The sequence below is a fragment of the Actinokineospora auranticolor genome, from assembly GCF_002934265.1.
GTDB classification, from domain to species: domain Bacteria; phylum Actinomycetota; class Actinomycetes; order Mycobacteriales; family Pseudonocardiaceae; genus Actinokineospora; species Actinokineospora auranticolor.
Window position 1 is genome coordinate 67034 of sequence record NZ_PTIX01000001.1, and the last position, 25097, is coordinate 92130.

The following is a 25097-nucleotide window of genomic DNA, read 5'->3' on the forward strand; positions in this document are numbered from 1 at the left end:
CCCGGTGGCAGCCCCCGCATGCGGCAGAAAACCGCAGGTCGGGCCGGTCGATGGGCGGCCCCGCCGCCTCTGCCGTACCGAATCCGCAGGATGCCGGGCGTCGGCCGACGAACCCTCCCCGGACATGACAGACCCGCGGGGCGCCGGGACTCCCGGCCTGCGCGGCCCGCGGGTCTGGTGGTCGACTACTCCGGTTGGTCGTCGTCCGGAACCGGGGTCACGCCCTGTTCCTCGATCAACGCCGTGTAGATCGGGTTCGGGTCGGTCTCCCGCGTGGTCGTGGTGCTCATGTCGGCCCCCTGGTATTCGTCTCCCCCGGACTTCCCGGGACTCCATCTGTCTTCCGCTGTGTAACCAAACCGCCATCCCCCCACACGTCTGATCGGGTGAAGGTTGCCGGTTCGCAATACACGAGACTAGTTCAGTTTGTTGCTCGCAGGAGATCCAGGTAGCCGTCACTGGCTTGCCACAGGGCGTCGGCCACCGGTTCCAGCTTGCCCGGGCGCCAGCGTTTCCGCTGGTAGTCGGCTGTTCGATCACGCAAACCGGCCAGGCTGACGGCCAGGTCCGCGGCCAGTCGCTCCCGCGTCTCGGCCTCCGACGGGGCCGCCGCGCGCACCGATTCGGCGTCACCCTCGGCGATGCGGTCGATCACCCGCTCGTCGACGCCGTCGTCCGCCGACCACACCCGCGCGGGGCGGTGCAGCACGTGGTTCCACACCGGCACGCGCGTCGAGCGCCAGAAGACCTCGACCGGGGCGTGCGGCAGCCGCGCCGCCGCCGCCCAGTGGCGGGCGCCCGCGGGTTCGGTGCGCCAGGGCACCTCCTCGACGTCCACCGTCAGCGCCACGATCAACGTCTCGACCTCGACGGGACCGGACAGCACCGGCCCCGCCACCCACAGCTCCGCCACGCGCAGCGGGTAGATCGACACCGGTCGGGTCGCCATGTCGGCGCAGGTGTCCGCCAGGGAACGCAGGTGGTGCAGCGCACGCGTCCAGTTCACGGACCGACATCCTGCCAGGCGGGCCCCTAGATCCGGCTCGACTCCAGCGCGCTGACCAGGATCGCCCGCGCGCCCACCTCCCACAGCTCGTCCATCACGATCGCCGCCCGGTCGCGCGGCACGAGGGAGCGCACGGCCATCCACCCCTCGCGGGCCAGCGGCGACACCGTCGGCGACTCGACGCCCGGTACCAGCGCGCACGCCTGGTCGAGGATCGCCGTGGGGCAGTCGAAGTCGATCATCACGTAGTTGCGGGCGATCAGCACGCCCTCCAGCCGCCGCTGGACGCGGTCGATCCCCGCGCTGACCTCGGGCGTCAGGTCCGGCCTGCGGATCAGCACCGCCTCCGACCGCAGGATCGGCTCGCCGAACACCGCCAGGCCCGAGTTGCGCAGGCTCGTCCCCGTCTCCACGACGTCGGCCACCGCGTCGGCGATGCCGAGCTGCACCGACGTCTCCACCGCCCCGTCCAGCCGCACCAGCTTCGCCTCGACGCCGTGCCGGGCCAGGTACTGGCCCACCAGACCCGGGTAGCTCGTCGCGACCCGGCGGCCCGCCAGGTCCGCGACGGTCGTCAGCTCGTCCGGCCGCGAGGCGAACCGGAACGTTGACTCCGAGTAACCGAGCGCCAGGGACTCCTCCGCGCCGGTGTCGGCGTCGATCAGCAGATCGCGACCCGTGATGCCCGCGTCCAGCGTGCCGGTGCCGACGTACAGCGCGATGTCGCGCGGGCGGAGGAAGAAGAACCGCACGTCGTTGCGCGTGTCATCGATCATCAGCTCGCGGTTGGCGCGATGGACCCGGTACCCGGCGGCGGCGAGGAGCTGTTCGGAGGGGAGGCTGAGCGACCCCTTGTTGGGTACGGCGATCCGAAGCGTGGTCACGCGCTGGAATCTTGCCACAGCGCCGGGCACCCCTCCTGACCCGGGCCTTAACGCCCGGTAACACCTGAACGGGCCCGGTCGGCGGTCATTGACAAAGAGAGTTTTTACGTACAAACTCTTTTTTGCCATGAAGAACGTCCACTACCTAGACCGCATCGAGCAGGCCGAGGCCCTGCTGAAGCCGCAGCGCATCGAGGTGCTGCGGCAGCTGGCGGAGCCCCGGTCCTGCACCGAGGTCGCGAGCCGACTCGACCAGACGCCCCAGCGCGTCTACTACCACGTCAACAAGCTGGTGGAGGTCGGCCTCGTGACCCGGGTGGCGGAGCGGAAGGTGCGCGGCATCAGCGAAGGCGTCTACCAGGCGACCGCCCGGTCGTACTGGCTCTCGCCCGCGCTGGTCGGCCGCGTCGGGCCGCGCGGCGACGACCTCGCCCTCGGCTACCTCGTCGAGCTGATGGAACAGGCCCAGGCCGACATCGGCGCGCTCGACCGCACCGCCCCCGAACTCCCGTCGCTCGGCGTCTCCGGCGCCATCCGGCTGCCCCCCGAGCGGCGCCAGGAGTTCTTCGACGACCTGAAATCCACCCTCCAAGACCTCTTCACCCGCTACGGCGGCACCGAGGGCGACGCCTTCGCCCTGCTCGTCGCCTGCTACCCCAAGGAGAACGCCGATGACTGAGACCCTCGTCGTCAAGGCCCGCATCGCCGCGACCGTCGACCGCGTCCACCGCGCCATCACCGACCCGGTCGAACTGCGCGCCTGGCTCGCCGACAACGCCGAGTCCGACGCGGACACCTTCAGCTTCTGGGGGCCGACCGTCCTCGAGGGCGACAAGCCGCACCAGACCCTCACCCGGGTGAGCGCCACCGAGTTGGTCTTCCACTGGGACCTCGGTGGCGAAGACTCCACGGTCGAGATCACCCTCGCCCCGGTGGGTGAGGAAACCTCACTCACCCTGTCGCAGAGCCACTTCCCCGGCTGGGCCGCCGCCGCGGTCGGCGAGGGCGGCGCGCTCGGCCAGGTCGGCACCTGGTGGAGCCTCACCATCGCCAACCTCGTCGAGCACGTCGAGGGGCGCGAGCTGACCCCGCGCGCCGACTTCACCTCCTCCGACCTCAGTGCCGTGGTGGACATCGCCGCCAGCGCCGAGGACATCTACGACGCGATGGTGAACCCGGCCCGCTTCGCCGAGTGGTTCGGCTACCCGGTCGGCATCGAGCCGCGCGTCGGCGGCAAGTGGGCGATGGGCGGCCTGGAGAACAACCCGCACCCCGCCACCATCACGCGGCTCGAACCGGGTCGCGGCATGACCATCGACTTCGGCACCGGCTTCGGCGTGACCTCCTGGGAGCTCGAGGAATCCGGCGGCCGCACGCGACTGTCGTTCTCGCAGAGCGGCTTCGACGTCGAGCGCACGCCGTACGGCGGTTGGCTCGGCTGGCTCAGCGGTCTGGCCGAGCTGCGCCGCTACGTCGAGCAGGGGCAGAACTGGCGCTCCACCTGGGTCGACCTCGTCATGCCCGCGTGACCGCCGAACGAGCGGTTCTCAGGTGGGGGAAACCCGCCTGAGGCGCCCGATCGGGTGAGTCTCCACCGGTTGACGCCTGGCTGGGCGAGAGATGACCGAAAACCGAAGCCCCGCGTGTCTTCCCCACCGGTGCCGCGCAAGGGACCCGGCGAGGCCGGACACGCAGGGCGTAGGTCGCGTGTCCGGCCCGTACCCGAGGCCGGCCCACCATTCGGGCGGCCCGGGGCCCGGAGCCGTCGGCCGGTTTCCGCGGCGGCCGACCTGCTCCGATCGGAGTGGTGCAGGGTGACTAGAGCATGCCCGACCGGTCACCCGCCGCGCCCATCCCAATAACTCATAGCCTCGAGTTATGATCACGAGGCGTCAGAGTCGGTCACTGTGGATCACCGCGCGGAGTGACTACGCTGGTAGGCCGATCGTGCTCCCCGCGCCGCCGCGCGCTGCCGCCGGACCGCGGCGATCACGTTTGGTCACAGCGGAAACCGGGCGGTGCCGTCAATCGGGGTCGCACCCGCGCCGCGCGTCACCCCTCGCGCGTCCCTGCCGGGATCGCTTCCGGCGTGATCGGCGCCCCGGGGCGCCCGTCGACCACACTGGACCGCCGTGCCTGTGGACAGTCCACGCCGTGTTGTCGTACCCCGCCGCTAACGTCGGCGCCGGACGGCTTCAACCACAGGTGAAAGAGGCTCACGTCATGGCGCTCTCCGTGCGCAAGGTGGACTGCACGCTCGACTGCGCGGCCCCCGCGGCCCTGGCCGAGTTCTACAAGCGGGGTTTCGGGTACGAGGACGAACCGCCGCCGCCCCCGTTCGCCACCCGCGAGGAGTGGCTGGCCCAGTTCGACGACCCGGAGGACGACGCCGACGACGGCGCCTGGCTGCACCACCCGGCGGGCACCGCGCCCCGGCTGTTCCTGCAGCAGGTCAAGGAGCCCAAGGTCGGGAAGATCCGGTTGCACTTCGACTTCCGGATCACCGACGCGGACACCCCCGAGGGGCGCTGGCAGCAGGTCGTGGCGGCCGCCGAGTTCCTCACCGGGCTCGGCGCCACCGAGGTCGCCGTGGCGACCGGCCACCACGTCGTGCTGGCCGACCCCGAGGGCAACGAGTTCTGCGTGGCCTGAGGATCCACAGAGGACCGGTCCGGGCGGGGTGCGCGCCTCGGGGGTCGGTGCCCGGGGGCGGTGGTCTCGCGGTCGAAGGCTGTGATCGCTCTCGCCGCCGCGCCTGCCGCGGAGGGAGGCACCGCGGTGGTCGTCGGCCCGTCGAACCTCGACCGGTCGCGGCGTTGCCGTTGGTGCCTGCTCCTCGGCCCGCCGGGGGCGATCGGGAGAGCCGCCGCGGGCTTCGACGTGGCCGTCGAGTCGCTCTCCACGGTAAACCGGGGCGAGCGTGGCTACACTTGACGGCCATGCGGCTCTGGGGTGGCGGGTGGCGTCCGCGATGAAGTCATTGCTCAGCTTCGCCCGGTCGGCCACGGCCGGGTGCTCGGTGCTGGGCGTGTCCGGTGAAGTGGACATGTCCAGCGCCCACCTGCTCGACAGCGCGCTGAGCGCCGCCGCCGACGAGGTGGGCGCCGCCATCCTCATCCTCGACCTCGGCGACGTCCGCTTCCTCAGCGCCGCCGGGGTGGACGTGGTCCTCAACGCCCACTGCCGCAGCGACGAGTCGGGGCCGCGGCTCATCGTCGTCGCGCCGGACGGTGGTCCGGTCCACCGAACCCTGATCCTGGCGGGTCTGGACGCCGCGATCGCCCTGCACCCGACACTGGCCTCCGCGCTGACCGCCGCCAGCGGCGCCTGACCGTCCCGGTCCCGTTGTCCTGTGACAACGTTTTGTGGCGCGACGTCCACTGGGCGACCAAGGGGCGGCGTGTGGGGGTTGTCACCTATTCCGGTCGGGGTGGGTACTCGGGTGGGGTCAGCGACGCGACCAGTTCGGCGAGGCGTGCTAAGTCCTTTGTGGACTTGGTGGCGTCCATGATGGCCCAGTCGGGGCGGACCGCGGTGTACCGCGGGCGGCGTGGTGCCGGGTCGACGACCGCGGGCGGGGTGAGCAGGTCGTCGGTCCAGCCGTCGGGGGTTCTCCGCTGGGGGAAGAGGGTTCCGGCGAGCCGGTGGCGGGCGATCAGGGCGGAGCGGCCGAGTTTGGGGGAGGAGTAGCGCGACGCGGCTGCGGAGACGCCGGGGATCGCCACGGCGGCGCGGATCGCGGTGCGGCGTGCGGGACCGGCCGTCAGGGCCCAGCCGATGACCTGGGCCGCGCGGATCGTGCGCACCGCGTGCGGGAGGCGTTCGGGTTGGTACGTGCGGAGGATCTCGTCGTTGCCGGTGCGGAGGGCGAGGTCCAGTTTCCACACGAGGTTGTGCGCGTCGCGGAGGCCCGCGCCCAGGCCCTGCCCGGTGAACGGGGGCAGTTGGTGCGCCGCGTCGCCGAGGAGGAAGGTCCGCCCGGTGTGCCACCGGGTGGCCACCTGGGCGTGGTAGGTGTAGGTCGCCGCGCGCAGGATCGTCATGGCCTCGAACGGGATCGCGCCGAGGTGGACCAGCCACGGGGTGAGGAGTCCGCGCAAGTCGTTGTGGGACAAGGGGTAGCGGAACTCCCAGCGGTAGTGGTCGCCGGTCACGCGCATGAAGGTGGCCGGGTGGCGGTGGTCGCAGACCTGGTGCACGCCGTCCCAGGTGGTCAGCGGTCGAGGGGACTCGGCGTCGACGACGAGCCAGTCGTGGGGCTCGCCGAGTGCCCGGGTGGGGATGTCCAGGAGGCGGCGGACGGTGCTGTCGGCGCCGTCGCAGGCGAGGATCGCGCGGGCGGGGACCGGGCGGGCGTCGGTGAGCAGGGTGTCGCCGCGCAGTCCTGTGACGGTGACGCCCCAGCGGACGGCGGCGCCGACTTCGCCGCGCAGCAGGCGCTCCAGGTCGGGCTGGTTGAACATCGACGCGTCGGGGTGGCCGTTCGGGCCGGTGCGCGCGTCGCGGCGGAACTCGGCGAGGACCCGGTGGCGGCGGTCGACCAGGCGCAGCCCCGGCATCGGGCGGCTGACCGCGTGGAACCGCGACGCGACGCCCGCGTCCTGGAGCACGCGCAGCGCCTCGCCGTCGAGGTGGACGGCGCGGGGGAGCGGGTAGGGGGCGGGGTGCCGCTCCAGGACCACGGTCGGCACCCCGCGGCGGATCAGCAGGGCGGCCGCGGTCAGCCCCACGGGGCCCGCGCCGACCACCACGACAGGATCGGTCACTCCCGCAGCCTGCCACGGACCCGGACCACCTGCGCCTGCCGCTTTGCCCGCGGCCCGCGCCCGCCCGAGCGTTGTTCGGCGCCCAGCCCCTTTAGTCATTGAGCCAGATACGTATCTAACTATCTAGATAATGGGTATTGGGCGATTGGGTGGTGCGAGCGGGGGATAGCAGGAAAAGAGAAGGGCAAGCAGAGAAGGGCAAGCAAAGAAGAGAGGGTGAAGACGGGGAGTGTGGAGGAGGAGCGTGTCAGTGCTGTGGTGCCACGCCGCGCAGGGTTCGGGCCAGGAGTGCCGTGGCCGCGCCTGCCGCCACCACGGTCAACAGGGCCACGCGCAGGCTGGTCGCGTCGGCGAGGAGGCCCACCAGCGGGGGCGAGACGAGCAGGCCGACCCGGAGCATCCAGCTCACCACCATCAACCCCAGGCCCGACGGCAGCCCCGGTAGCTCGTCCGCGCTGTGCATGGCCGCCGGGATCTGCGTCGAAGCGCCCAGGCCGGCCAGCGCGAAGCCCCCCAGGGTCGTCGGCACCGTCTGGAACGCCAGCGCGAGGGCCATGCCCGCGGCGGAGAGCAGGCCGCCGAAGCGGACAACTCGTTCCTGGCCGAAGCGGTCCGTGACGCGGTCGCCCAAGAGCCTGCCGGTCGTCATCGCCACCTGGAGGGCCACGTACGCCATGCCCGCGGTCGCCGCGCCCGTGCCGAGGGAACCGGACAGGTAGACCGCGCCCCACGACGAACCCGCGTCCTCGACCAAGGCCCCGCAGGCGGACAGCACACCGAACGCCAAGACGAGCCGGACCACCGCGGCCGGGAACCGGCGCCTGCCCGGGGCGACCGCCGGTTCGGTCCGCTCCTCGTCGTCGTCGCCCGGCAGCATGAACCGGAAGCACACGACCGCCACCGCGCTGAACAGCGCGCCCGCCACCACCAGGTGCACCAGGACCGGCACCCCCAACCCCGCCGCCGCGGCGCCCATCAGGCCGCCCGTCACCGCGCCGATGCTCCACAGCGCGTGGAAGGAGTTGACGATCGAGCGGCCGTAGCGGCGCTGCACGCGCATGCCGTGGGTGTTCTGCGCGACGTCCACGATCGAGTCCAGCGCGCCCGCCGCGAACAGCGCCGCCGCCAGCGCGAGCCAGCTCGGCGCCAGGGCGATGCCGATCGTGGCCACCGCCAGCGCGACGATGCCCAGGGTCGCGACCCGCGACGAGCACCACCAGCGGATCACCGTCGAGGCGAACAGCCCGGCCAGCAGGGCGCCGAGCGGCATCGCCGCCAGTGCCGTGCCGAGGGCCGCGTTGGACAGGCCCAGGTCGTCCTTGATCTCGGGGATCCGCGGCACCACCGCCGCGAACAGGGCGCCGTTGGTGAGGAACACCCCCGCCACCGCCGCCCGGGCCCGGGTGTCCACCGTCGTCCGCACCGCCACCCGACCGACCCTACCGAGGTGGTCCGATCATCCCCACCCGGTTTCCGGTGACCACCGGTCGTGTCCGGAACCGGTCGGCAATTCCCGATCGGGTGGATTCCCCCGTGGCCCCTTGGCGCACACCGTCGCGCACTGGTTCTCTTCACCGCGTCCCAGGTCACCAAGACCAACACCGTCGGGGAACACCCCAGAGAGGCCGGGCCGCCCATGCCGCAGCCGTTCCAGCTGCCGGAGTTCTACATGCCCTACCCGGCCCGGCTGAACCCGAACCTGGAACAGGCCCGCCTGCACAGCAAGCGGTGGGCGCGCGCGATGGACATGGTCGACGTCCCGCAGCACGGCACCACCATCTGGTCCGAGGCCGACCTCGACGCGCACGACTACGCGCTGCTCTGCGCGTACACGCACCCCGACTGCGACGGCCCCGAGCTGGACCTGATCACCGACTGGTACGTCTGGGTCTTCTACTTCGACGACCACTTCCTGGAACTGTTCAAGCGCACCCGCGACATCCCCGGCGCCCGCGCGTACCTCGACCGGCTGCGCCTGTTCATGCCCGTCGAGGGGCCGATCACCGAGACCCCGACGAACCCCGTCGAGGCCGGGCTGGCCGACCTGTGGAACCGCACCACGCCAGCGATGTCCGCCGACTGGCGCGGCCGGTTCGTCGAGAGCACCAAGAACCTGCTCGACGAGTCCCTCTGGGAGCTGGCCAACATCAGCGAGGAGCGCGTCTCCAACCCGCTGGAGTACATCGAGATGCGCCGCAAGGTCGGCGGCGCGCCGTGGTCGGCCAACCTCATCGAGCACGCCGTCGGCGCCCAGGTGCCCGCCGCGATCTCCGCGAGCAGGCCGATGCACGTCCTGCGCGACACCTTCGCCGACGGCGTCCACCTGCGCAACGACCTGTTCTCGTACGAGCGGGAAGTGCTCGACGAGGGCGAGCTGAGCAACGGTGTCCTGGTGTTCGAGAAGTTCCTGGGCATCGACACGCAGGCCGCGGCGGAGGCCGTGAACGACCTGCTGACCTCGCGGTTGCACCAGTTCGAGCACACCGCCGTCACCGAGGTCCCGCCGTTGCTCGAGGAGCACGCCATCGACCCGGCCGGACGCCTCGGGGTGCTGGCGTACATCAAGGGTTTGCAGGACTGGCAGTCCGGCGGCCACGAGTGGCACATGCGGTCCAGCCGCTACATGAACGGTGGTGGACCCGGCTCGGACCTGCTGCGCGGCCCGCTCGGACTGGGCACGTCCGCCGCCCGGATCGTGCCTTCGCTGCTGTCGACGTACCGGCAGCGCGCGCGGTCGTTCAGCCACGTCCCGTACGAGCGGGTCGGCCAGGTCAAGCGGCCCGACCTGCGGATGCCGTTCCCCGTGCGCAGCAACCCGCACCTCGAGGAGGCCCGGGAGAACCTGGTCGACTGGGGCAAGCGGGTCGGCATCGTCGACGAGCTCCCCGAGCTGTGGGACGAGGTGAAGCTGCGCGACTACGACCTGCCGCTGTGCGCGTCCGGCATCCACCCCGACGCCTCCGCCGAGCAGCTCGACATCACCTCCGGCTGGCTGGCCTGGGGTACCTACGGCGACGACTACTACCCCGTCGTGTTCGGCCGCACCGGGGACATCACCGGGGCGAAGCTGCTGACCGAGCGGTTCTCCCAGTTCATGCCCGTCAACGGTGAGCCCACCCCGACCCCGGCCAACGCGCTCGAACACGGTCTGCACGACCTGTGGCAGCGCACCGCCGGGCCGATGGCGCCCGATGCCCGCGCCCAGTTCCGCCGCACCATCGAGGAGATGGCCGACAGCTGGCTGTGGGAGATGGGCAACCAGCTGCAGAACCGCATCCCCGACCCGGTCGACTACATCGAGATGCGGCGCAAGACCTTCGGCTCCGAGCTGACCATGAGCCTCTCGCGCATCGGCCACGGCCGCACCGTGCCGCCCGAGGTCTACCGCAGCCGTCCGGTGCTGGCCATGGAGAACGCCGCCATGGACTACGCCTGCATGATCAACGACATCTTCTCCTACCAGAAGGAGATCCAGTTCGAGGGCGAGCTGCACAACATCGTGCTGGTCGTGCGCAACTTCTTCGACACGGACTCCGCCACCGCGATGGCCATCGTCGGCGACCTCATGGACAGCCGGATGCGCGAGTTCGAGCACGTCGTGGCCACCGGCCTACCCGCCCTGTTCGAGGACTTCGACCTCGACGAGGACGCGCGCACCACGCTCACCGGGTACGCGGAGGAGCTGCGCAACTGGCTCTCCGGCATCCTCGCCTGGCACGAGGGCTGCCGCCGCTACACCCAGGCCGACCTGCTGCGGCACTACCCGGAGAGCCCCGGCAACCCCGAGGTCGGTCTCCGCGAACTGCGCGGCCCCCACGGCCTCGGCACCGCCGCCGCCCGGATCACACCGCGCAAGGTCGTCGCGGTCGGGTGATCCACCCTGGTTCTGCCTTCGAGTCAACTGTGCGGGTGGCCAAGTCGACCGCGCGACTGTCCCGTCGCCCCCACGCGGATCGGCCCAGTCCGCGCCGGCGGCAGCCCCTAGGGTGAGGGGGTGCTGGACCTCCGCCTGGTCAACGCGACCTTTCGCACGATGGACCCGGCCCGGCCGCTGGCCACCCGCCTCGGGGTGTGGCGCGGTCGGGTCGTCGGGCTCGACGAGGAGGTCGACGGGCTGCCCGCGCGGCAGGAGGTCGACCTCGGTGGGGCCGCGGTGCTGCCGGGGTTCCTCGACGCGCACGTCCACCTCGCCTGGACCGGGCTGCGGGCCGGGGCGGTGTCGGTGGCGCCGTGCGCCCGGGTGGACGACGTGCTGGCCGCGATCGGGGACGCGGCTGCGGCGGTAGCGCCGGGGGAGTGGCTCGACGTCGTCGGCTACGACCAGCGGCCGCTGGGGCGGCACCTGACCTCGACCGAGCTGGACCGCGTCGCGGCCGGGCGGCGGGTGCTCGTCCTGCACGACTCGGGGCACGCGTGCGTCGTGAACGGGCCGGTGCTGGCCGCGCTGCCCGCTGGTGCGTCGCATGTGGACGGTTTTCTCGCCGAGGGCGGTATGGCGGCGGTGCGGGCGTTGCGCCAACCGTATTCCCTGGGGGAGTTGACTTCCGCTCTTCGTCGCGCGGCCTCGGTGTGCCTGTCCGAGGGGGTGACGACGGTCGCGGAGGCCGGTGTCGGCGGCGGGTTGATCACGCACAGCCCCATCGAGGCCGCGGCCTACCAGCGCGCGGACCTGCCGATCCGGGTGCAGCTGATGGTCGCGGGGACGTTGCTGCGCGACCCGGGCGCGCATCCCTCGGACGAGGTGCCCCGGGCCATGGACCTCGGCCTGACCACCGGGTTCGGCGGCCCGCGGCTGTCGCTGGGCGCGCTGAAGATCTTCACCGACGGCGGGATGATGGCCAGAACAGCCGCCATGACCGCGCCCTACGTCGGATTGGACCACAGTGGACAGTTCTACGACGACCCGGACGTGCTGCGGTCGCTGATCGTCGACGGACACCGGGCGGGGTGGCAGCTGGCCGTGCACGCCATCGGTGACCGGGCCGTCGACCTGGCGCTGGATTCGTTGGCGGCAGCGCAAAAGGCGTTCCCGCGCGAGGGAACCCGGCACCGGATCGAACACGCGGGCGCGGTGCGCCCGGACCAGCTGCCGAGGTTCGCGTCGCTGGGTGTGACGGCCGTGGTGCAGCCGAACTTCCTGTACTACCTGGGCGACGACTACGCGGCCATCATGGGCGAGTCGCGCGCGGACTGGCTCTACCGGGGTCGCGGGTTCCTCGACCACGGCGTGGCGCTGGTGGGGAGTTCGGACCGCCCGGTGACGGCGGGCGCGCCGCTGCGGTCGATCGAGTTCATGGTGAACCGTCGCACCGAGCGCGGGAACGTGGTCGGCCCCGAGGAGGGGGTGACCGTCGAGGAAGCGTTGCGGGCGTACACGATCGACGCCGCGCGCGCCTGTTTCCTGGAGTCGGAGCTGGGCAGTCTGACAGCCGGGAAGTGGGCGGACCTGGTGGTGCTGGGGGAGGACCCGGTGGGGGCGCCCAGCGTTGGCGACATCGCGGTTGTGTCCACTGTGGTGGGTGGTGAGGTGGTTTCGGGCGCGCGGCTGTGGTGAGCGCTACCGCCGGATGAGGCCGTGGCGGTGCGCGTAGACGACGGCGTGCACCCGGTCGCGGAGGCCGAGCTTGGCCAAGACGCGTGAGACGTGCGTTTTCACCGTTTCCTCGCCGATGTGCAGCTCCGCCGCGATCTCCGCGTTGCTCAACGCGTCCGCGACGAGGAGCAACACCTCTCGTTCCCGCGACGTCAACCGGTCCGGCTCGGCGTCGTCGGGCCGCAGGCTGGCCGTGAACCGCGACACCAGCCGCTTCGTCACGGACGGGTCGATCAACGCGTCCCCGCGCGCGGCGACCCTGATCGCGGCGATCAGCTCCTCCGGTGGCAGGCTCTTGAGCAGGAACCCGCTGGCTCCCGCCCGCAGTGCCCGGTAGACGTACTCGTCGAGGTCGTAGGTGGTCAGCACGAGGACCTTGGTCCGGTTGGCGGGGTCGGCCAGGATCGCCTCGGTCGCGGCGAGCCCGTCGAGTTGGGGCATGCGGACGTCGAGCACCGCGACGTCCGGCCGCAGCCGCGCCACCTCGCGGACGGCGGCGGCGCCGTCGCCGACCTCCGCGACGCAGTCGAGGTCGTCCTGGGTGTCGAGCACGGCACGCATCCCGGACCGGAACATCGCGTGGTCGTCGCCCAACAGCACCTCTACCGCCACTGTTCCCCCTCTTTTAGTTGGCTTCCAACGGGATTGACACCTTGACTGTCCACTTGAGACCGTCTGGGTTCGGGCCGCAGTCGGTGCGGCCGCCGAACATGGCGGTGCGGTGGCGGATCCCGGTGAGGCCGCGGTGGCCGGTGGCGCCGTTCGAGGCGGACCGGGTGATGTCGTTGGTGACGGAGAGGGTGATCTCGGCCGGGGTCCGGTCGATGGTGAGGGTCGCGGAGCCGCCGTGCCCGTGGCGCAGGGCGTTGGTCAGGGCTTCCTGGGTGACCCGGTAGAGGGCGATGTCGACGGACTGGGGGACCGTGGCGAGGTCGCCGGACGTGACGACGCGGGTGGGTAAGCCCGCCTCGCGGACGACGGCGACCAGGTCGTCGAGGTCGGCGAGGCCGGGTTGGGTGCTCTCCTCGCCGCGGTGCAGGACGTCGAGGAGCCGTCGGAGGTCCGCCATGGCGGCGCGGCTGGCGGACTCGACCGCCGTCAACGACACCCGCACGGTATCCGGGCGGGACTCGTCGACGGGCAACGCCAACCGCGCCGCCCCCGCGTGGATGTTGATCGCGCTGACGTGGTGGGAGATCACGTCGTGCAGGTCCCGGGCGATGTCGGTCCGCTCCCGCGCCACCGCCCGCCGAACCGCCTCCCGCTCCTCCGCCGCTCGACGGGTGGCGAGGTGTTCGAGCCCGGCGATGTACCCCCGGCGCGCGGTGGTGTTGCGGCCGACCAGCCAGGGGAGCAGGCCGGTGGCCAGGATGTGCAGGACCGAGAGCCGCCAGTCGGTGCCGTAGAAGAAGCGCGCGGTGGCCAACCCGGTGGCCACGAAGGCCAGCGCGAACAACGCCTCGCGCGTCCCCAGCCACGCGCCTGCGCGGTAGCCCGCGACGAGGACGCCGACCTGGTTGGGCCCACCGAAGTCGAGCTGCCACACCACCGGCGTCAACGCCTCGGCGAGCCCGTGCACGAGGGCGACGGCACCGGCGTAGCGGGCCGGACCCGCGAGCAGCAGATCGGCCGCGACGGTGACCGCGATGGCCGCCCAACCCCGCCACCCGACGAACAGGTTGGGACACCCCATGACGAGAAACCCCACATCGGCCACGACGCACACCGCCGCGACCAACCACGCCTGGCGCCGCAGCGCCACCGCCGTGTTCAACACGGGCACAGCTTGACTCACCCGGGTGGGCCTGCGGAACCCGGACATACCTCACGTCCACGGCTGCGGGTGTTGAGAGTGGCGCACCGGCTCTGATCCGGGGAGGTGGGGGGCTTGCGTGATCATGGCGCGCCTCCGGCCCCCGAAATCCATTCGGGCCAAGGGGGCCGACAGTTCCGGCCGAAGACGATCAAGCCTGTGGATAGTGTGGGCGGCCGCAGTGGATCGCCTGCCACCTGCCGCTGTCGATGCTTCGCCGCCTTGCCGGAACCCACCGCTCCCACCGCCGCTCGACCGGTGTCACCCACCCCGCCCTTCCGTCAACCCACCCCGCAACCGTCGCTTGAGCCCAGCTCGCACTCGACGCAACGTGTTCCCGCCACGACATTCGGTTCGTCTCGGCTCTTCCCTGGCCACCCCGAAACCGCCGCAGAAGCCCAGTCACCGCAGAAGCCCTATCCCCGCCGAACGCAACGCGGCTGTACCGGCTCTACCCCATAACCACCGCAGGATCCCTCTCCCCGCAGAACGCAACGCGGCTGTACCGGACCCACCCCATAATTACCGCAGGATCCCAGCTCCCACCGAAGGCAGCGCGGCTGTACCGGACCCACTCCGAATCCGCCGCAGGATCCCAACCCCCACCCAACCCAACACGGCCGTACGGGACCCATCCCGAAACCGCCGCAGGATCCCAGCCCCCGCAGAACGCAACGCGCCCCTGCCACACGCCTTGATTGGGTGGGCTTGCTTTGCGTGGGGGGACGAACCTGCCAAGCTTCCCGGCGGGTGGGGTGGGCTTGCCCATCCCCACCGCTCTTCCCCACCGCAGGTCCGTAGGGGCCCCGCGCAAAGCAAGTTCACTCAATCGAGGCCGCGCATCTTTTCCGCGAACAGCCGGACCGATCAACCCAGCCACGGCTCCAACCGGCACCCCCGCAGCACAAAGATGATCAACGCATGCCTCCGGCCCCCAATGTCCATCCTAGCGACGAGGACCGACAGAACCGGAAGATCAACAGCGAGCCTGTGGACAACTCGAGATGCAACCAACGGCATCCCGATCGGCCCCCGCTCGCCGCCGCGAACCCAGCGAGAGCGGTGCCGCCGGCGGGAAGGCGGCGGGTGGCAACGATCGAACGATGATCGATGCCTCCGGCCCCCGACATCCATTCTACCGACAGCCACCGACAATTTCGCGAGAAGACGATCAAGGCCGGGGACAACTCGGGGTGACCCCGTGGTGACCCTGAGCGGGGTGTCCCCCTTGCGGGGGATCACGAATCCCCTCCTGCCGTGACGATCCGGTGCCGTGGTCGGCGATAGCGTCTTCGACCGTGGGGACAGGGGTGCGACTGGTGGTCGCTCTGGTGTTGCTGCTGCTCGGGGGAACAACCGCCGCCGCGGCGGACGGTGGGCCAGTCGGGGCCGACCTGCACGTGGCGCAGACGGTGGGGGAGCGCGAGTTGACCGTGGTGATCCGGCGGACCGACGGCGCGCCTGCACCGCTGCGCGTCGACGTGGTGGCCCACGCCGGGGACCCCGGTGGGGTGATCAGGGTGCGGGCTGTTCCGACCGGCGCCCGCGCGGTGAGTGAGGCGGCCGTCGAGCTGCGGCAACCGGGTCCGGTCGGGGTGTCCCTGTCCGTGGACCGCTTCGGCGCCTGGGAACTCGAGCTTGACGACGGTACCCACGTGGCCCGCATCCCGTTCACCGTGCCCGAGCGGATCACACCCGCCTGGGAACGGACCGCGTTCGGCGGTTTCGTCGCGGCCGGGGTCTTCCTGCTCGCCGCACTCGTGATGGCCCCGCGCGGCGGCCGGAAAGCGCTGGTGCCCGCGGCTGGAGTTGTCGCGTCGGTGGCGGTCGGGATCACCGCGGCGTTGCTCTCCGCTACGGTCGGGCCGAAAGCGGTCGTGGACACCGGACGCCCTCCCGTGGCGCTCGCGGTGACCCCGGACAGCGAAGCCAAAGCGGGGCAAGGCGTTTGGCTCTCGCTGGACTGGTACGACGCGGCCACCGGACGGCCGGTCGACGACCTCCTCGTCCACCACGGCGCCCTCGTCCACCTCGCCATCATCAGTCCCAACGGCACGCCGACCCACGTCCACCCCATGCGCGTCGGTCCGGGGCGGTACCGCATCCTCTACAAGCCAGCAGAACCCGGCAGGCACGCCATGGCCGCCGAGATCGCCCGCGCGGGCGGCGGGCAGCAGCAGATCCGGGCCGAGGTCGAAGTCGCGCCGGGCACCTCCCAAAAGTCCACTGTGGACAACACGGGCAAGGTCGACACCGGCGCGCCGGTCGCGGGCCGACCCGCGACGCTCACCGCCGACTTCGGCGGCCCCGACGACCTGCAACCCTGGCTCGGCATGCGCGGCCACCTCATCCTCGTCGGCCCCGGCGAAACCCTCTGGGCCCACGCCCACGCCCTCACCAGCCCCATGGCGGGCGGCCAACCCGACGAGAGCGTCGCCGCCTACCCCGCCAAGGTCTCGTTCACCTTCACCTTTCCCACCCCCGGCCGCTACCGGCTCTGGTTCCAGGCCGAACGCGACTACCGGATCCTCACCCTCCCCGCCGTCGTCGACGTCGCCCCCGGCGGGAGCCCCCGGTGAAGCCCCGGGGGAAAGCCCTGCTCGCGGGCGTCGTCGTCGCGCTCGTCGCCGTCTTCGCCGTCATCTGGACGACCCGGGACAAGCCGGTCGAGTTGACGGCCGGGACCGCCAGCTACGCCGTCCGGCTCACCGTCGACTCGCCGCGCATCGGGGGGAACGCCGTGCTCGTCGAGGTCACCGACCTGGCCGGGGCGCCGGTCGTGGCCGACGAGGTGACCGTCGAGCCCGTCATGGCCGACATGGGGCACGCGCTCACCCCGGTCCCGGCCACCGCCGCCGCACCCGGGCACTACCGGGCCGACCCCACGGACCTGCCGATGGCGGGCCTGTGGGAGTTGACCGTCACGGTCCGCCGGGACCGCGCCAGCGAGCACGCCGTCTTCACCCTCGTGATCTGACCGGAAGGAGACCGAAGTGGACCACGATGTCCCGACCACCAGGGAGATCCGCGCCCTGCCGCCCGCCGCCGCCCTGCTGACCGGGGGGCTGCTCACCCTGATCGGGCTGACCTGGGACGTCCAGTGGCACACCGACGTCGGACCCGACACCTTCTTCACCCTCCCGCACCTCTTCCTCTACGCGGGCAGCGCCGTCTCCGGACTGGCCAGCCTCACCGCCGTCCTCATGACCACCGCCGCCCGCCGCGCGGGCAGGCCGACCGACCCGGCCGTCGGCGGTGCCCCCGTCGGCGTGTTCGGCCGGGTGTTCACCGCCCCGCTCGGCTACCTCGTCGCGGGCTGCGGCGCCGCGTCGTTCCTGCTCTACGGCCTGTGGGACCAGTGGTGGCACGGCCTCTACGGGTTCGACGCCGTGATCGACTCGCCGCCGCACATCGGGTTGCTGACCTCGGTCATGGCCACCCTCGTCGGCACCGTCGTCGTCTTCGCCGCGGCCGTGGACCAGCGGTGGGGTCGGATCGGCGCGATCGTCTCGCTGGCCGTGCTGGCCGCGTTCAGCACCATCACGGTCGTGGCGTTCGAGACCATCAGCAGGCCGGTCAACGCCGTGCACGTGGCCATGGCCGGGCTGATGGTCCTCATCGTCGCCACCGGCGCGGCGTTCACCCGGTTCGGCGGCGTGCTGGTCGCCGCCGCGCTCGCCGTCGTCCAGGCGGTGAGCTGGTGGTTCTCCCCGTGGGCCGCCGAGGTCTACGCCGACGCGGTGGGCCTGCCGCTGCGCGACTACGTCGACGGCGTGCCGGTCATGCCCGCGTTGATGCCCATGGTGCTGATCCCGGCCGCGCTGCTGGTCCACCCGCTGCTGACCGCCCGCGCCCGCTGGGCCCCGGCGCTGGCGGGTGCCGTCGCGGGCGCGCTGGTCGCCGGGTTGCAGGTCGTGCAGAACTCGATCGTCTACGACTTCCCCACCCCGGCGGTGAGCAGGCTGCTGCCGACCGCGCTCGCCGGGGCCGTGCTCGGCCTGCTGGCCGGGCACGCGGGCACCCGCCTCGGCGGCGCGCTGCGCCACGCCAAGGGCTTCCCCACCGACGAGAGCGAGGCATCGTGAAGCGCACCATCGCCGCCGCGGTCACCACAGCGGCGCTGCTCGTGGGCACCGCCCCGGCGGCCCTGGCCTACGAACCGGTCAACGTCGTGCACACCGAGACCGTGCAGGCCGGGCCGTACCGGGTGGTGGTCGGGTTCAGCACCTGGCCCGTGCGGGCCATGCAGTCGTTGGACTTCACCTTCGCCCCGGACGGGGGGCTCGAGGGCAAGTCCGGGTACCTCACCGTCGTCCCGGCCGCGGCCCCGGACGTCGCCTGGGACGAGCCGCTGGCCCGGCACCCGCGCAAGCGCGACGTGTGGGGTCTCGACATCCGGGCCATGCCCGTGGCAGGCGACTACACGTTCGGGTTCCATCTCGAAGGCCCCCAGGGACCGGGCGAGGGCACGCTCACCGGGTTGGAGGTGCTGGCGCAGCCCGGTCCGCCGATGGGGCTGAGCTGGGCGTTGAGCACGCTGCCGCTGATCGGCCTCGTCGCGTTCCTGGCCATCGCCTGGCGCCGACACCGCAACCGGACCGCCACCCGGTAGGGAGCTTTCCTCAGGTTCGCCCGGCCCGTGCCGACCACCTCCGAAGGCGGCAGGTATGACCGGATGCTCTTAATGCGAACGTGAGGTAAACGATGGCTGCGGTGAACGCGTCAGAAGTCAAGGCATCGCGTGCCTCAGGTGCGCGGTTCGGCAGTTGGGGGATCCGCGCGAAGATCCTGGGCTCGTTGACGTCGGTGGTCCTGGTGGCCGTCGTGATCGGCATCGTCGCCATGATCCAGATGTCGCGGTTGGACGAGCGCCTGAAGACCGTGGCCACCGGCAACGCGGCCGCGCTGAGCGACCTCGGCGACATCCGCGGCGCGCAGGGAGACGTCAACCACTGGGCCGTCATGTGGTACGTCGACAACTCGCCCGAGGGGCAGAAGCGCGCCCGCGACGGGCAGCACACCGCGGACGCCGCCAGCGACGCCGCGATCACCGCGTACCTGGCCCACACCACCGAGCAGTCGGGCCGCGAGCGCGCGGCGCAGCTGCTGGCCGACCAGAAGAAGTTCCGCACCGAGCGGGACATCAGCTACGGCGACCCGGTGCCCGCGGGCTACACCCCGATCAGCGACATGAACGAGTTCAACACCCTGGTGATGAACATCGACAAGGGCATCACCGAGCTGGCCGTGATCGAGAAGACCAGCGCCGAGAAGGCCTCCGCCGAGGGCGAGTCCGCCTACACCGCCGCCTGGACCACCGTGCTCATCGCGATGATCGTCGGCCTGGCGGGCGCGATCCTGCTGGCGCTGGTCGTCTCCGGTCGCATCGTGCGCCCGCTGCGCCAGATCACCGGCGTGGCCCAGGCCATGGCCGCCGGTGACCTGAGCCGGGCCGCCGAGGTCCGCGGCAAGGACGAGGTCGCCCAGCTGGGCACCGCGTTCAACCAGGCCCGGGAGAACTTCGGCGACGCGGTGTCGGCGCTGGCCAACACCGCCGAGACCCTGCAGGCCGACTCCAACCGGCTGGTGCAGGTCTCCGACCGGCTGCTGACCAACACCAGCGGCGCCAACACCCAGGCCACCCAGGTCGCGTCCGCGGCCGACCGGGTCTCGCTGAACCTGCAGACCGTGGCCACCGGCGCCGACGAGCTGGGCTCGTCGATCAAGGAGATCGCGCACTCGGCCAACGAGGGCGCCACCGTGGCCTCGCACGCCGTCGAGGTCGCCGCCTCCACCACCGACGTGGTCGCCAAGCTGGGCGACTCCTCGGCGCAGATCGGCAACGTCGTCAAGGTCATCACCGAGATCGCCGAGCAGACCAACCTGCTGGCGCTCAACGCCACCATCGAGGCCGCCCGCGCCGGTGAGGCGGGCCGCGGGTTCGCCGTCGTGGCGAGCGAGGTCAAGGAGCTGGCGCAGGAGACCGCGAAGGCGACCGAGGACATCGTCCGCAAGGTCGAGGCCATCCAGTCCGACACCGCGCAGGCGGTCGGCACGATCGGCGAGATCAGCTCGATCATCGCCAAGATCAACGACTACCAGCTGGTGATCGCGTCCGCGGTCGAGGAGCAGACCGCGACCACCGCGGAGATGGGCCGCAACATCGCCCAGGCCGCGTCCGGCAGCACCGAGATCGCGGGCAGCATCTCCCACGTCGCCGACGCCACCAACACCGCGGCGAACGAGATCGACGAGAGCCGCCAGGCCGCCGTCGACCTGGAGAAGCTCTCGGCCCACCTGCGCGAGCTGGTCGCCAAGTTCAAGATCTGACCCGTCCCCTTGCTTCCCGGCGGATCACCCTCTCAGGGTGGTCCGCCGGTCGGCGTTTCAGGGGGACCCGTTCCCGGTCCACGCGTCGCCCCACGCCACGTCCCGCGCGTCCCGGTACGACTCCGGCGTGCGCTTGGTGACGGTCACGTCCGCGAGCGCGCCATCCGCGCCGCAGACCCGCAGCGACACGAGCCCCTTCCGCTTGACCGGGTGCCGCACCACCCGCCCCGGCGCGGGCGCCCAGTCGGCGCGCGCGGCGGCGACGTAGGAGAACTTCTCGTCCTCGAAGCCGAGCGTCGCGTCCTTGATCTTGCGGTGCACCGCGCTCCGGTTCAGCCGCGCGGTGAAGTGGCACCAGTCCTGCCCGGTCGGGATCGGGCAGGCGCCGCTGTGCGGACAAGGCGCCACGACCCGCAGCCCGGCCGCCACCAGCACATCGCGCGCCGCCAGCACCCGCTCGTACCCGGCGGGTGTCCCCGGTTCCACCACGACCACCAGCCCACCGGCCCGCGCCAGGGCGGCCACCGCGTCCGCCCGCGCCCGCTCGGTCAGCTCGTTGAGCACGTAGGACATCGTGACGACGTCCGCGGGCGGCACCTCCCCGATGCCCGCCCGCCGCCACTGGACCCCGCGCAGCCCGCCCCGCCCGGCCAAGCGCTTCCCCAGCGCCAGTGCTTGCGCGGACTGGTCGATCACGGTCACCTCCCGCAACGACCCCCACGCCGCCAGCGCCGCCCACACCGCCGCCCCGGTCCCACCGCCGACGTCGACCATGGACGCGGGCTCGAACCCGGGCGCGAGCCCGGACACGACGTCGAACACCGCCCCGAGCGCGGCGTGCGTCGCGGGCATCCGGTACGCCGCGTACGCCACGGCGGCCACCTCGGAATCGAGCACCACCGACCTCGGGTCGACCCCGGTGCGGTACCGCTCGATCAGCCCCCGAACCACCTCGCCGAGCCGCGCCGGGGGAAACCCCGACACCTCGTCCGCCAGCGCGTCACCCAGATCGCCCACAACCGGCCATCATGCCCGCCACCTCGCCGCACCCCGTGGGCGGGACCGGCGGAGCGGACGCGGTGGGTGACCGGGTGTCACTCTCGGTCGAACTAGTGGGAATCTTAGGTTAGTTGGGAATTTTTCTTCCGTGAGTGCCGTCATGAGGCGTGTGGGTCGCGCGTCCACTGGGTATGCGGATGCCCAGGACGTCGGACGGTCGGGGGCTCATACCTGAGCCCCGGCGCGGGGCGGTCGACCCCATGTCGACCCTCAGCCCCCTACAGCGGCACGTCCTGCGCCTGCGGGTCGTCGACGGGCGCACGGCCGAGGAGGTCGCCGTCGAGCTGTCGATGTCGCCCCAGGCCGTGCGGGTCACGCAGCACCGCGCGCTGGAGGCGTTGCGGGCGCACCTCAAGCGGCGCAGGCGCGACGCCGAGGACGACTCGGTCGAGTGATCTTCGCGGGGCCGCCCGGCGCGCGTCCTGGCGGGCCGCGAGGCGCGGCCTAGCCTGCCCGGCTATGAACGCGGCGGAGATCCACCGGCGGCACTGGGCGACCATCGACCGCTACGACTGGGAGGGCATGCGCGCCCTCTACCACCCCGAGTACCGCTACACCGACGTCACCGGAACCACCTTCGACGACACCGACACCCCGGTGGGCGTCATGGCGTACCTGCACGCCGCCTTCCCGGACGTCGTCTTCCACTACCGGGACTTCCACCCCAGCGCCGACGGCGGCACGTCCTTCGTCGAGGTGCGCTGCGTCGGCACCCACCTCGGCCCGCTGGGCGACCTGCCCGCCACCGGCAGGCGCGTGGTCAGCGTCGCCTGCCACGTCATCGAGGCCCGCGACGGGCTGATCACCGCCGAGCGCGACTACTTCGACATGGCCGCGATCGGCCGCCAGATCTCCGGCGAACTCGTGGTCGGCGAATAACCCACGTCACCCGGCAGTCCACGCAACCGACACGGCCCGGATTACGTCCCAGAAGCGGACATCCGGGCCGTTCCCATATGTAACTCAATTCTGTGAATAACGAATTGAGCAAATAGGGGCCACGATCCCCGGGCATCTGCCCTGGCCCGGCTGGTCCAATGTGGCCTTGCGCCGTTCGGTTCATCACCTCGTCCTATAGTTGAATGTGATGGCCGAAATGGCCGTTGTAATCAGCCCGTGATCTGAGATAACCGGATTCTCCTCTACTGTTTCGCCAGGCTTCACCAGGAGCCGACTGGTACGAATCAGGAGGAATTAGTGCGCCGAAGACTGGTCGTGGCTATCGCCGCGGCGACGGCGGTCGGCACCGGGGCGGTGATGGTCAGCTCGTCCGCCACCGCGGCTCCGATGGCCGCGCCGCAGGCTCCGTCGGCCGCTGCCGAGCACTCCGATGAGGTGGTCGCGCCGCTGGAGCAGAAGCGCCGGGCACTGCGCCAGGAAGGTCTGGCCCAGGTCCTGTCCGGGGAGGCCCGCGCGGAGAAGCGCGGCGCCAGCACCGTGGTCAAGGTGGGCAACAAGCCCGCCGCCAAGGGCCGCAACACCAAGGGCGTCGACCAGTACGTCGAGCTCGCCCGGGAGAAGACCGACAAGATCTTCGTGGTGCTCGCCGAGTTCGGCGATGAGCGCCACCCGGACTTCCCCGACCGCGACACCAGCCCCACCACCCCCGGTCCGGCTCGCTTCGACGGTCCCCGCCACAACCAGATCACCAAGCCCAACCGGGCCGTGGACAACAAGACGATCTGGCAGGCGGACTACTCGCAGAAGCACTACCAGGACCTCTACTTCTCGGCCGACCCCAAGGTCGAGTCGGTGAAGACCTTCTACGAGAAGGCCTCCTCCGGTCGGTACTCGGTCGACGGCCAGGTCACCGACTGGGTCAAGGTCCGCTACAACGAGGCGCGCTACGGCCGTTCCGACGGCTACCCGTGCCCCGGCAAGATCTGCGGCAACTCCTGGTTCCTCGTGCAGGACGCGCTGGACCAGTGGGTCGCCGACCGCAAGGCGCAGGGCGCGAGCGACGCCTCCATCAAGGCCGACCTCGCCTCCTACGACCAGTGGGACCGCTACGACTACGACGGCGACGGCGACTTCAACGAGCCGGACGGCTACCTCGACCACTTCCAGATCGTGCACGCGGGTGGTGACCAGTCCGACGCCGACCCGGCGCAGGGCGAGGACGCGATCTGGGCGCACCGCTGGTACGCCTTCTCCAGCAACACCACCGGCCCGGCGGGCAACAAGCTCGGCGGCGTGCAGATCGGCAACACCGGTCTGTGGGTCGGCGACTACACCATGCAGCCGGAGAACGGCGGCCTGGGCGTGTTCGCCCACGAGTACGGCCACGACCTCGGCCTGCCGGACAACTACGACACCGTCGGCCCCGGCGGTGCGCAGGAGAACGGCATCAACTGGTGGTCGCTGATGGCGCAGAGCCGCGTGTCCAGCGCGGACGAGCCCATCGGTCTGCGCGCCAACGACCTGTCGGCGTGGGACAAGCTGCAACTGGGCTGGCTGGACTACGAGACCGTGGTCGCGGGCCAGGACAAGAAGCTGGACCTCGGTCCGGCCGCGTACAACACCGACAAGGCCCAGGCCGTCGTGGTGGTCCTGCCGGACAAGCAGAAGTCCACCGTCTACGGCCCGCCCTTCGCGGGGCAGCGGATGTGGTGGAGCGACCGCGGCGACAACCTCGCCAACACGCTCACCCGCACCGTGGACCTGACCGGCAAGTCGGCGGCGGAGCTCAAGCTCAAGGCCCGCTACGACATCGAGGACTGCGACTGCGACTTCCTGTTCGTGGAGGCGTCCACCGACGGCGGCGCGAACTGGACCGCCCTCGACGGTGTCGCGAACGGCAAGCCGTTCATCCGCGACGCGCTGGGCACCCCGGCCATCGCGGGCACCACCAACAACCAGTGGGCCGACGTGTCGGTCCCGCTGACCTCGCTGGCGGGCAAGAACGCCAAGATCCGCTTCCGCTACCGCACCGACGGTGGCCTGGCGCTCAACGGCTTCTTCGCCGACGAGATCTCGGTGGTCGCCGACGGCACCCCGCTGTTCACCGACGGCGCCGAGAACGGCGACAACGGCTGGACCGCGGCGGGCTTCCGCACCACCACCGGCACGGAGACCGCGACGTTCGACAACTTCTACGTCGCGAGCAACCGCACCTATGTGGGCTACGACAAGTACCTGCAGCCCGGCCCGTACGACTACGGCTTCCCGGACCGGCCGAACTTCGCCACCCGGTTCCCGTACCAGAACGGCCTGCTGGTCACGTACTGGGACACCTCCCAGCCCGACAACAACACGTCGGTGCACCCGGGTGAGGCCCTGCTGTCGGTGGTCGACGCGCACCCCGAGCCGATCTACAACCTGCAGGGCCAGGCGTGGCGGCCCCGCGTGGCCGGGTACGACGCGCCGTTCTCGCTGGAGAAGTCGGACTCGTTCACCCTGTACGCGGGCGGTCGGGCCAGCTACATCCGCGGTACCGCCGCGCAGCCGCTCTTCGACGACAGCAAGTCGTACTGGAGCGCCGCGCAGCCGAGCGCGGGCGTCAAGCTGCCGAACGCCGGCGTCAGCATCAAGGTGCTGAAGCAGGAGGGCACCTCGCTGCAGATCCGGGTCTTCGCGACCAAGACCAAGTAGCGAGTCGCGTCGCCTGACGGACGGCAGCGGTGGTGGGGCATACCGCCGCTGCCGT

General features: G+C 71.4%; 21 protein-coding genes. 14 read left to right on the top strand and 7 right to left on the bottom strand.

Features of this window, described 5'->3' with window-relative positions; genetic code table 11:
- Positions 1-421 precede the first annotated feature (421 nt).
- Positions 422-1006 carry a DUF7711 family protein gene (locus CLV40_RS00325; RefSeq protein WP_104475761.1) on the bottom strand — a complete coding sequence of 195 codons (585 nt, stop codon included), beginning with the start codon at positions 1004-1006 and terminating at the stop codon, positions 422-424.
- Positions 1007-1032: 26 nt separating this feature from the next.
- Positions 1033-1890: an ATP phosphoribosyltransferase gene (gene hisG, locus CLV40_RS00330; protein WP_104475763.1), complete on the bottom strand. Its 858-nt coding sequence runs from the start codon at positions 1888-1890 to the stop codon at positions 1033-1035.
- Between the two features lie 127 nt (positions 1891-2017).
- Between hisG and CLV40_RS00335 the strand changes: the two genes are divergently transcribed.
- The 4 genes from CLV40_RS00335 (at position 2018) to CLV40_RS00355 (ending at position 5221) form a co-directional block, all read left to right on the top strand.
- A complete protein-coding gene (locus CLV40_RS00335; RefSeq protein ID WP_104475765.1) occupies positions 2018-2569 on the top strand; it encodes an ArsR/SmtB family transcription factor in 552 nt (183 codons plus the stop codon).
- Entirely contained in the window at positions 2562-3419 is an 858-nt protein-coding gene (locus CLV40_RS00340; RefSeq protein ID WP_104475767.1) for an SRPBCC family protein, read from the top strand. Before CLV40_RS00335 ends, CLV40_RS00340 begins: the two co-directional genes overlap by 8 nt.
- A gap of 694 nt (positions 3420-4113) precedes the next feature.
- Complete coding sequence (locus CLV40_RS00345) at positions 4114-4542, top strand: VOC family protein (protein WP_104475769.1); 429 nt, start codon at positions 4114-4116, stop codon at positions 4540-4542.
- Between the two features lie 319 nt (positions 4543-4861).
- Complete coding sequence (locus CLV40_RS00355) at positions 4862-5221, top strand: STAS domain-containing protein (RefSeq protein ID WP_146107864.1); 360 nt, start codon at positions 4862-4864, stop codon at positions 5219-5221.
- A gap of 85 nt (positions 5222-5306) precedes the next feature.
- Here the strand turns inward: CLV40_RS00355 and CLV40_RS00360 are convergent, their stop codons facing one another.
- Complete coding sequence (locus CLV40_RS00360) at positions 5307-6656, bottom strand: bifunctional 3-(3-hydroxy-phenyl)propionate/3-hydroxycinnamic acid hydroxylase (protein WP_181043238.1); 1350 nt, start codon at positions 6654-6656, stop codon at positions 5307-5309.
- Positions 6657-6903: 247 nt separating this feature from the next.
- Positions 6904-8085, bottom strand: a complete 1182-nt coding sequence (locus CLV40_RS00365; protein ID WP_245930892.1) for an MFS transporter — start codon at positions 8083-8085, stop codon at positions 6904-6906.
- 207 nt (positions 8086-8292) lie between these two features.
- Between CLV40_RS00365 and CLV40_RS00370 the strand changes: the two genes are divergently transcribed.
- The gene (locus CLV40_RS00370; protein ID WP_104475777.1) at positions 8293-10530 is read left to right on the top strand and encodes a terpene synthase family protein; all 2238 of its coding nucleotides are present in this window, start codon (positions 8293-8295) and stop codon (positions 10528-10530) included.
- A gap of 120 nt (positions 10531-10650) precedes the next feature.
- Positions 10651-12210: an amidohydrolase gene (locus tag CLV40_RS00375; RefSeq protein ID WP_104475779.1), complete on the top strand. Its 1560-nt coding sequence runs from the start codon at positions 10651-10653 to the stop codon at positions 12208-12210.
- A 3-nt stretch (positions 12211-12213) separates the two neighbouring features.
- Here CLV40_RS00375 and CLV40_RS00380 read toward each other — a convergent pair whose 3' ends face one another.
- Both CLV40_RS00380 and CLV40_RS00385 read right to left on the bottom strand, forming a co-directional pair.
- Positions 12214-12861 (bottom strand): response regulator, encoded by a 648-nt coding sequence (locus CLV40_RS00380; RefSeq protein ID WP_104475781.1) that lies wholly within the window; start codon positions 12859-12861, stop codon positions 12214-12216.
- 13 nt (positions 12862-12874) lie between these two features.
- The gene (locus tag CLV40_RS00385; protein ID WP_104476686.1) at positions 12875-14026 is read right to left on the bottom strand and encodes a sensor histidine kinase; all 1152 of its coding nucleotides are present in this window, start codon (positions 14024-14026) and stop codon (positions 12875-12877) included.
- Between the two features lie 1355 nt (positions 14027-15381).
- On the opposite strand from CLV40_RS00385, the gene CLV40_RS00390 reads away from it, so the two are divergent.
- From CLV40_RS00390 to CLV40_RS00410, 5 genes are all read left to right on the top strand, one after another.
- Positions 15382-16641 carry a hypothetical protein gene (locus CLV40_RS00390; RefSeq protein WP_342752232.1) on the top strand — a complete coding sequence of 420 codons (1260 nt, stop codon included), beginning with the start codon at positions 15382-15384 and terminating at the stop codon, positions 16639-16641.
- Entirely contained in the window at positions 16638-17039 is a 402-nt protein-coding gene (locus CLV40_RS00395) for a FixH family protein (protein ID WP_245930894.1), read from the top strand. The genes CLV40_RS00390 and CLV40_RS00395 overlap by 4 nt, the downstream gene beginning before the upstream one ends.
- A 16-nt stretch (positions 17040-17055) precedes the next feature.
- On the top strand, positions 17056-18147 hold the full coding sequence (locus CLV40_RS00400; RefSeq protein WP_245930896.1) for a hypothetical protein: 1092 nt from the start codon (positions 17056-17058) through the stop codon (positions 18145-18147).
- Positions 18144-18674 carry a hypothetical protein gene (locus CLV40_RS00405; RefSeq protein WP_104475783.1) on the top strand — a complete coding sequence of 177 codons (531 nt, stop codon included), beginning with the start codon at positions 18144-18146 and terminating at the stop codon, positions 18672-18674. Before CLV40_RS00400 ends, CLV40_RS00405 begins: the two co-directional genes overlap by 4 nt.
- Positions 18675-18775: 101 nt before the next feature.
- On the top strand, positions 18776-20392 hold the full coding sequence (locus CLV40_RS00410) for a methyl-accepting chemotaxis protein (protein WP_181043240.1): 1617 nt from the start codon (positions 18776-18778) through the stop codon (positions 20390-20392).
- Between the two features lie 57 nt (positions 20393-20449).
- Here the strand turns inward: CLV40_RS00410 and CLV40_RS00415 are convergent, their stop codons facing one another.
- Complete coding sequence (locus CLV40_RS00415; protein ID WP_104475787.1) at positions 20450-21409, bottom strand: small ribosomal subunit Rsm22 family protein; 960 nt, start codon at positions 21407-21409, stop codon at positions 20450-20452.
- A 242-nt stretch (positions 21410-21651) separates the two neighbouring features.
- Between CLV40_RS00415 and CLV40_RS00420 the strand changes: the two genes are divergently transcribed.
- From CLV40_RS00420 to CLV40_RS00430, 3 genes are all read left to right on the top strand, one after another.
- A complete protein-coding gene (locus tag CLV40_RS00420; RefSeq protein WP_245930898.1) occupies positions 21652-21846 on the top strand; it encodes a sigma factor-like helix-turn-helix DNA-binding protein in 195 nt (64 codons plus the stop codon).
- A gap of 64 nt (positions 21847-21910) precedes the next feature.
- Entirely contained in the window at positions 21911-22330 is a 420-nt protein-coding gene (locus CLV40_RS00425) for an ester cyclase (protein ID WP_104475791.1), read from the top strand.
- A 318-nt stretch (positions 22331-22648) separates the two neighbouring features.
- Positions 22649-25042, top strand: a complete 2394-nt coding sequence (locus CLV40_RS00430; RefSeq protein ID WP_245930900.1) for an immune inhibitor A domain-containing protein — start codon at positions 22649-22651, stop codon at positions 25040-25042.
- Positions 25043-25097: the final 55 nt, after the last annotated feature.

What these genes read in the sequence shown, in the direction of transcription:
- CLV40_RS00335 (WP_104475765.1), top strand. Translation starts at nt 2,018, where the DNA reads ATGAAGAACGTCCACTACCTAGACCGCATCGAGCAGGCCGAGGCCCTG.
- CLV40_RS00340 (WP_104475767.1), top strand. Translation starts at nt 2,562, where the DNA reads ATGACTGAGACCCTCGTCGTCAAGGCCCGCATCGCCGCGACCGTCGAC.
- CLV40_RS00345 (WP_104475769.1), top strand. Translation starts at nt 4,114, where the DNA reads ATGGCGCTCTCCGTGCGCAAGGTGGACTGCACGCTCGACTGCGCGGCC.
- CLV40_RS00355 (WP_146107864.1), top strand. Translation starts at nt 4,862, where the DNA reads ATGAAGTCATTGCTCAGCTTCGCCCGGTCGGCCACGGCCGGGTGCTCG.
- CLV40_RS00370 (WP_104475777.1), top strand. Translation starts at nt 8,293, where the DNA reads ATGCCGCAGCCGTTCCAGCTGCCGGAGTTCTACATGCCCTACCCGGCC.
- CLV40_RS00420 (WP_245930898.1), top strand. Translation starts at nt 21,652, where the DNA reads ATGTCGACCCTCAGCCCCCTACAGCGGCACGTCCTGCGCCTGCGGGTC.
- CLV40_RS00425 (WP_104475791.1), top strand. Translation starts at nt 21,911, where the DNA reads ATGAACGCGGCGGAGATCCACCGGCGGCACTGGGCGACCATCGACCGC.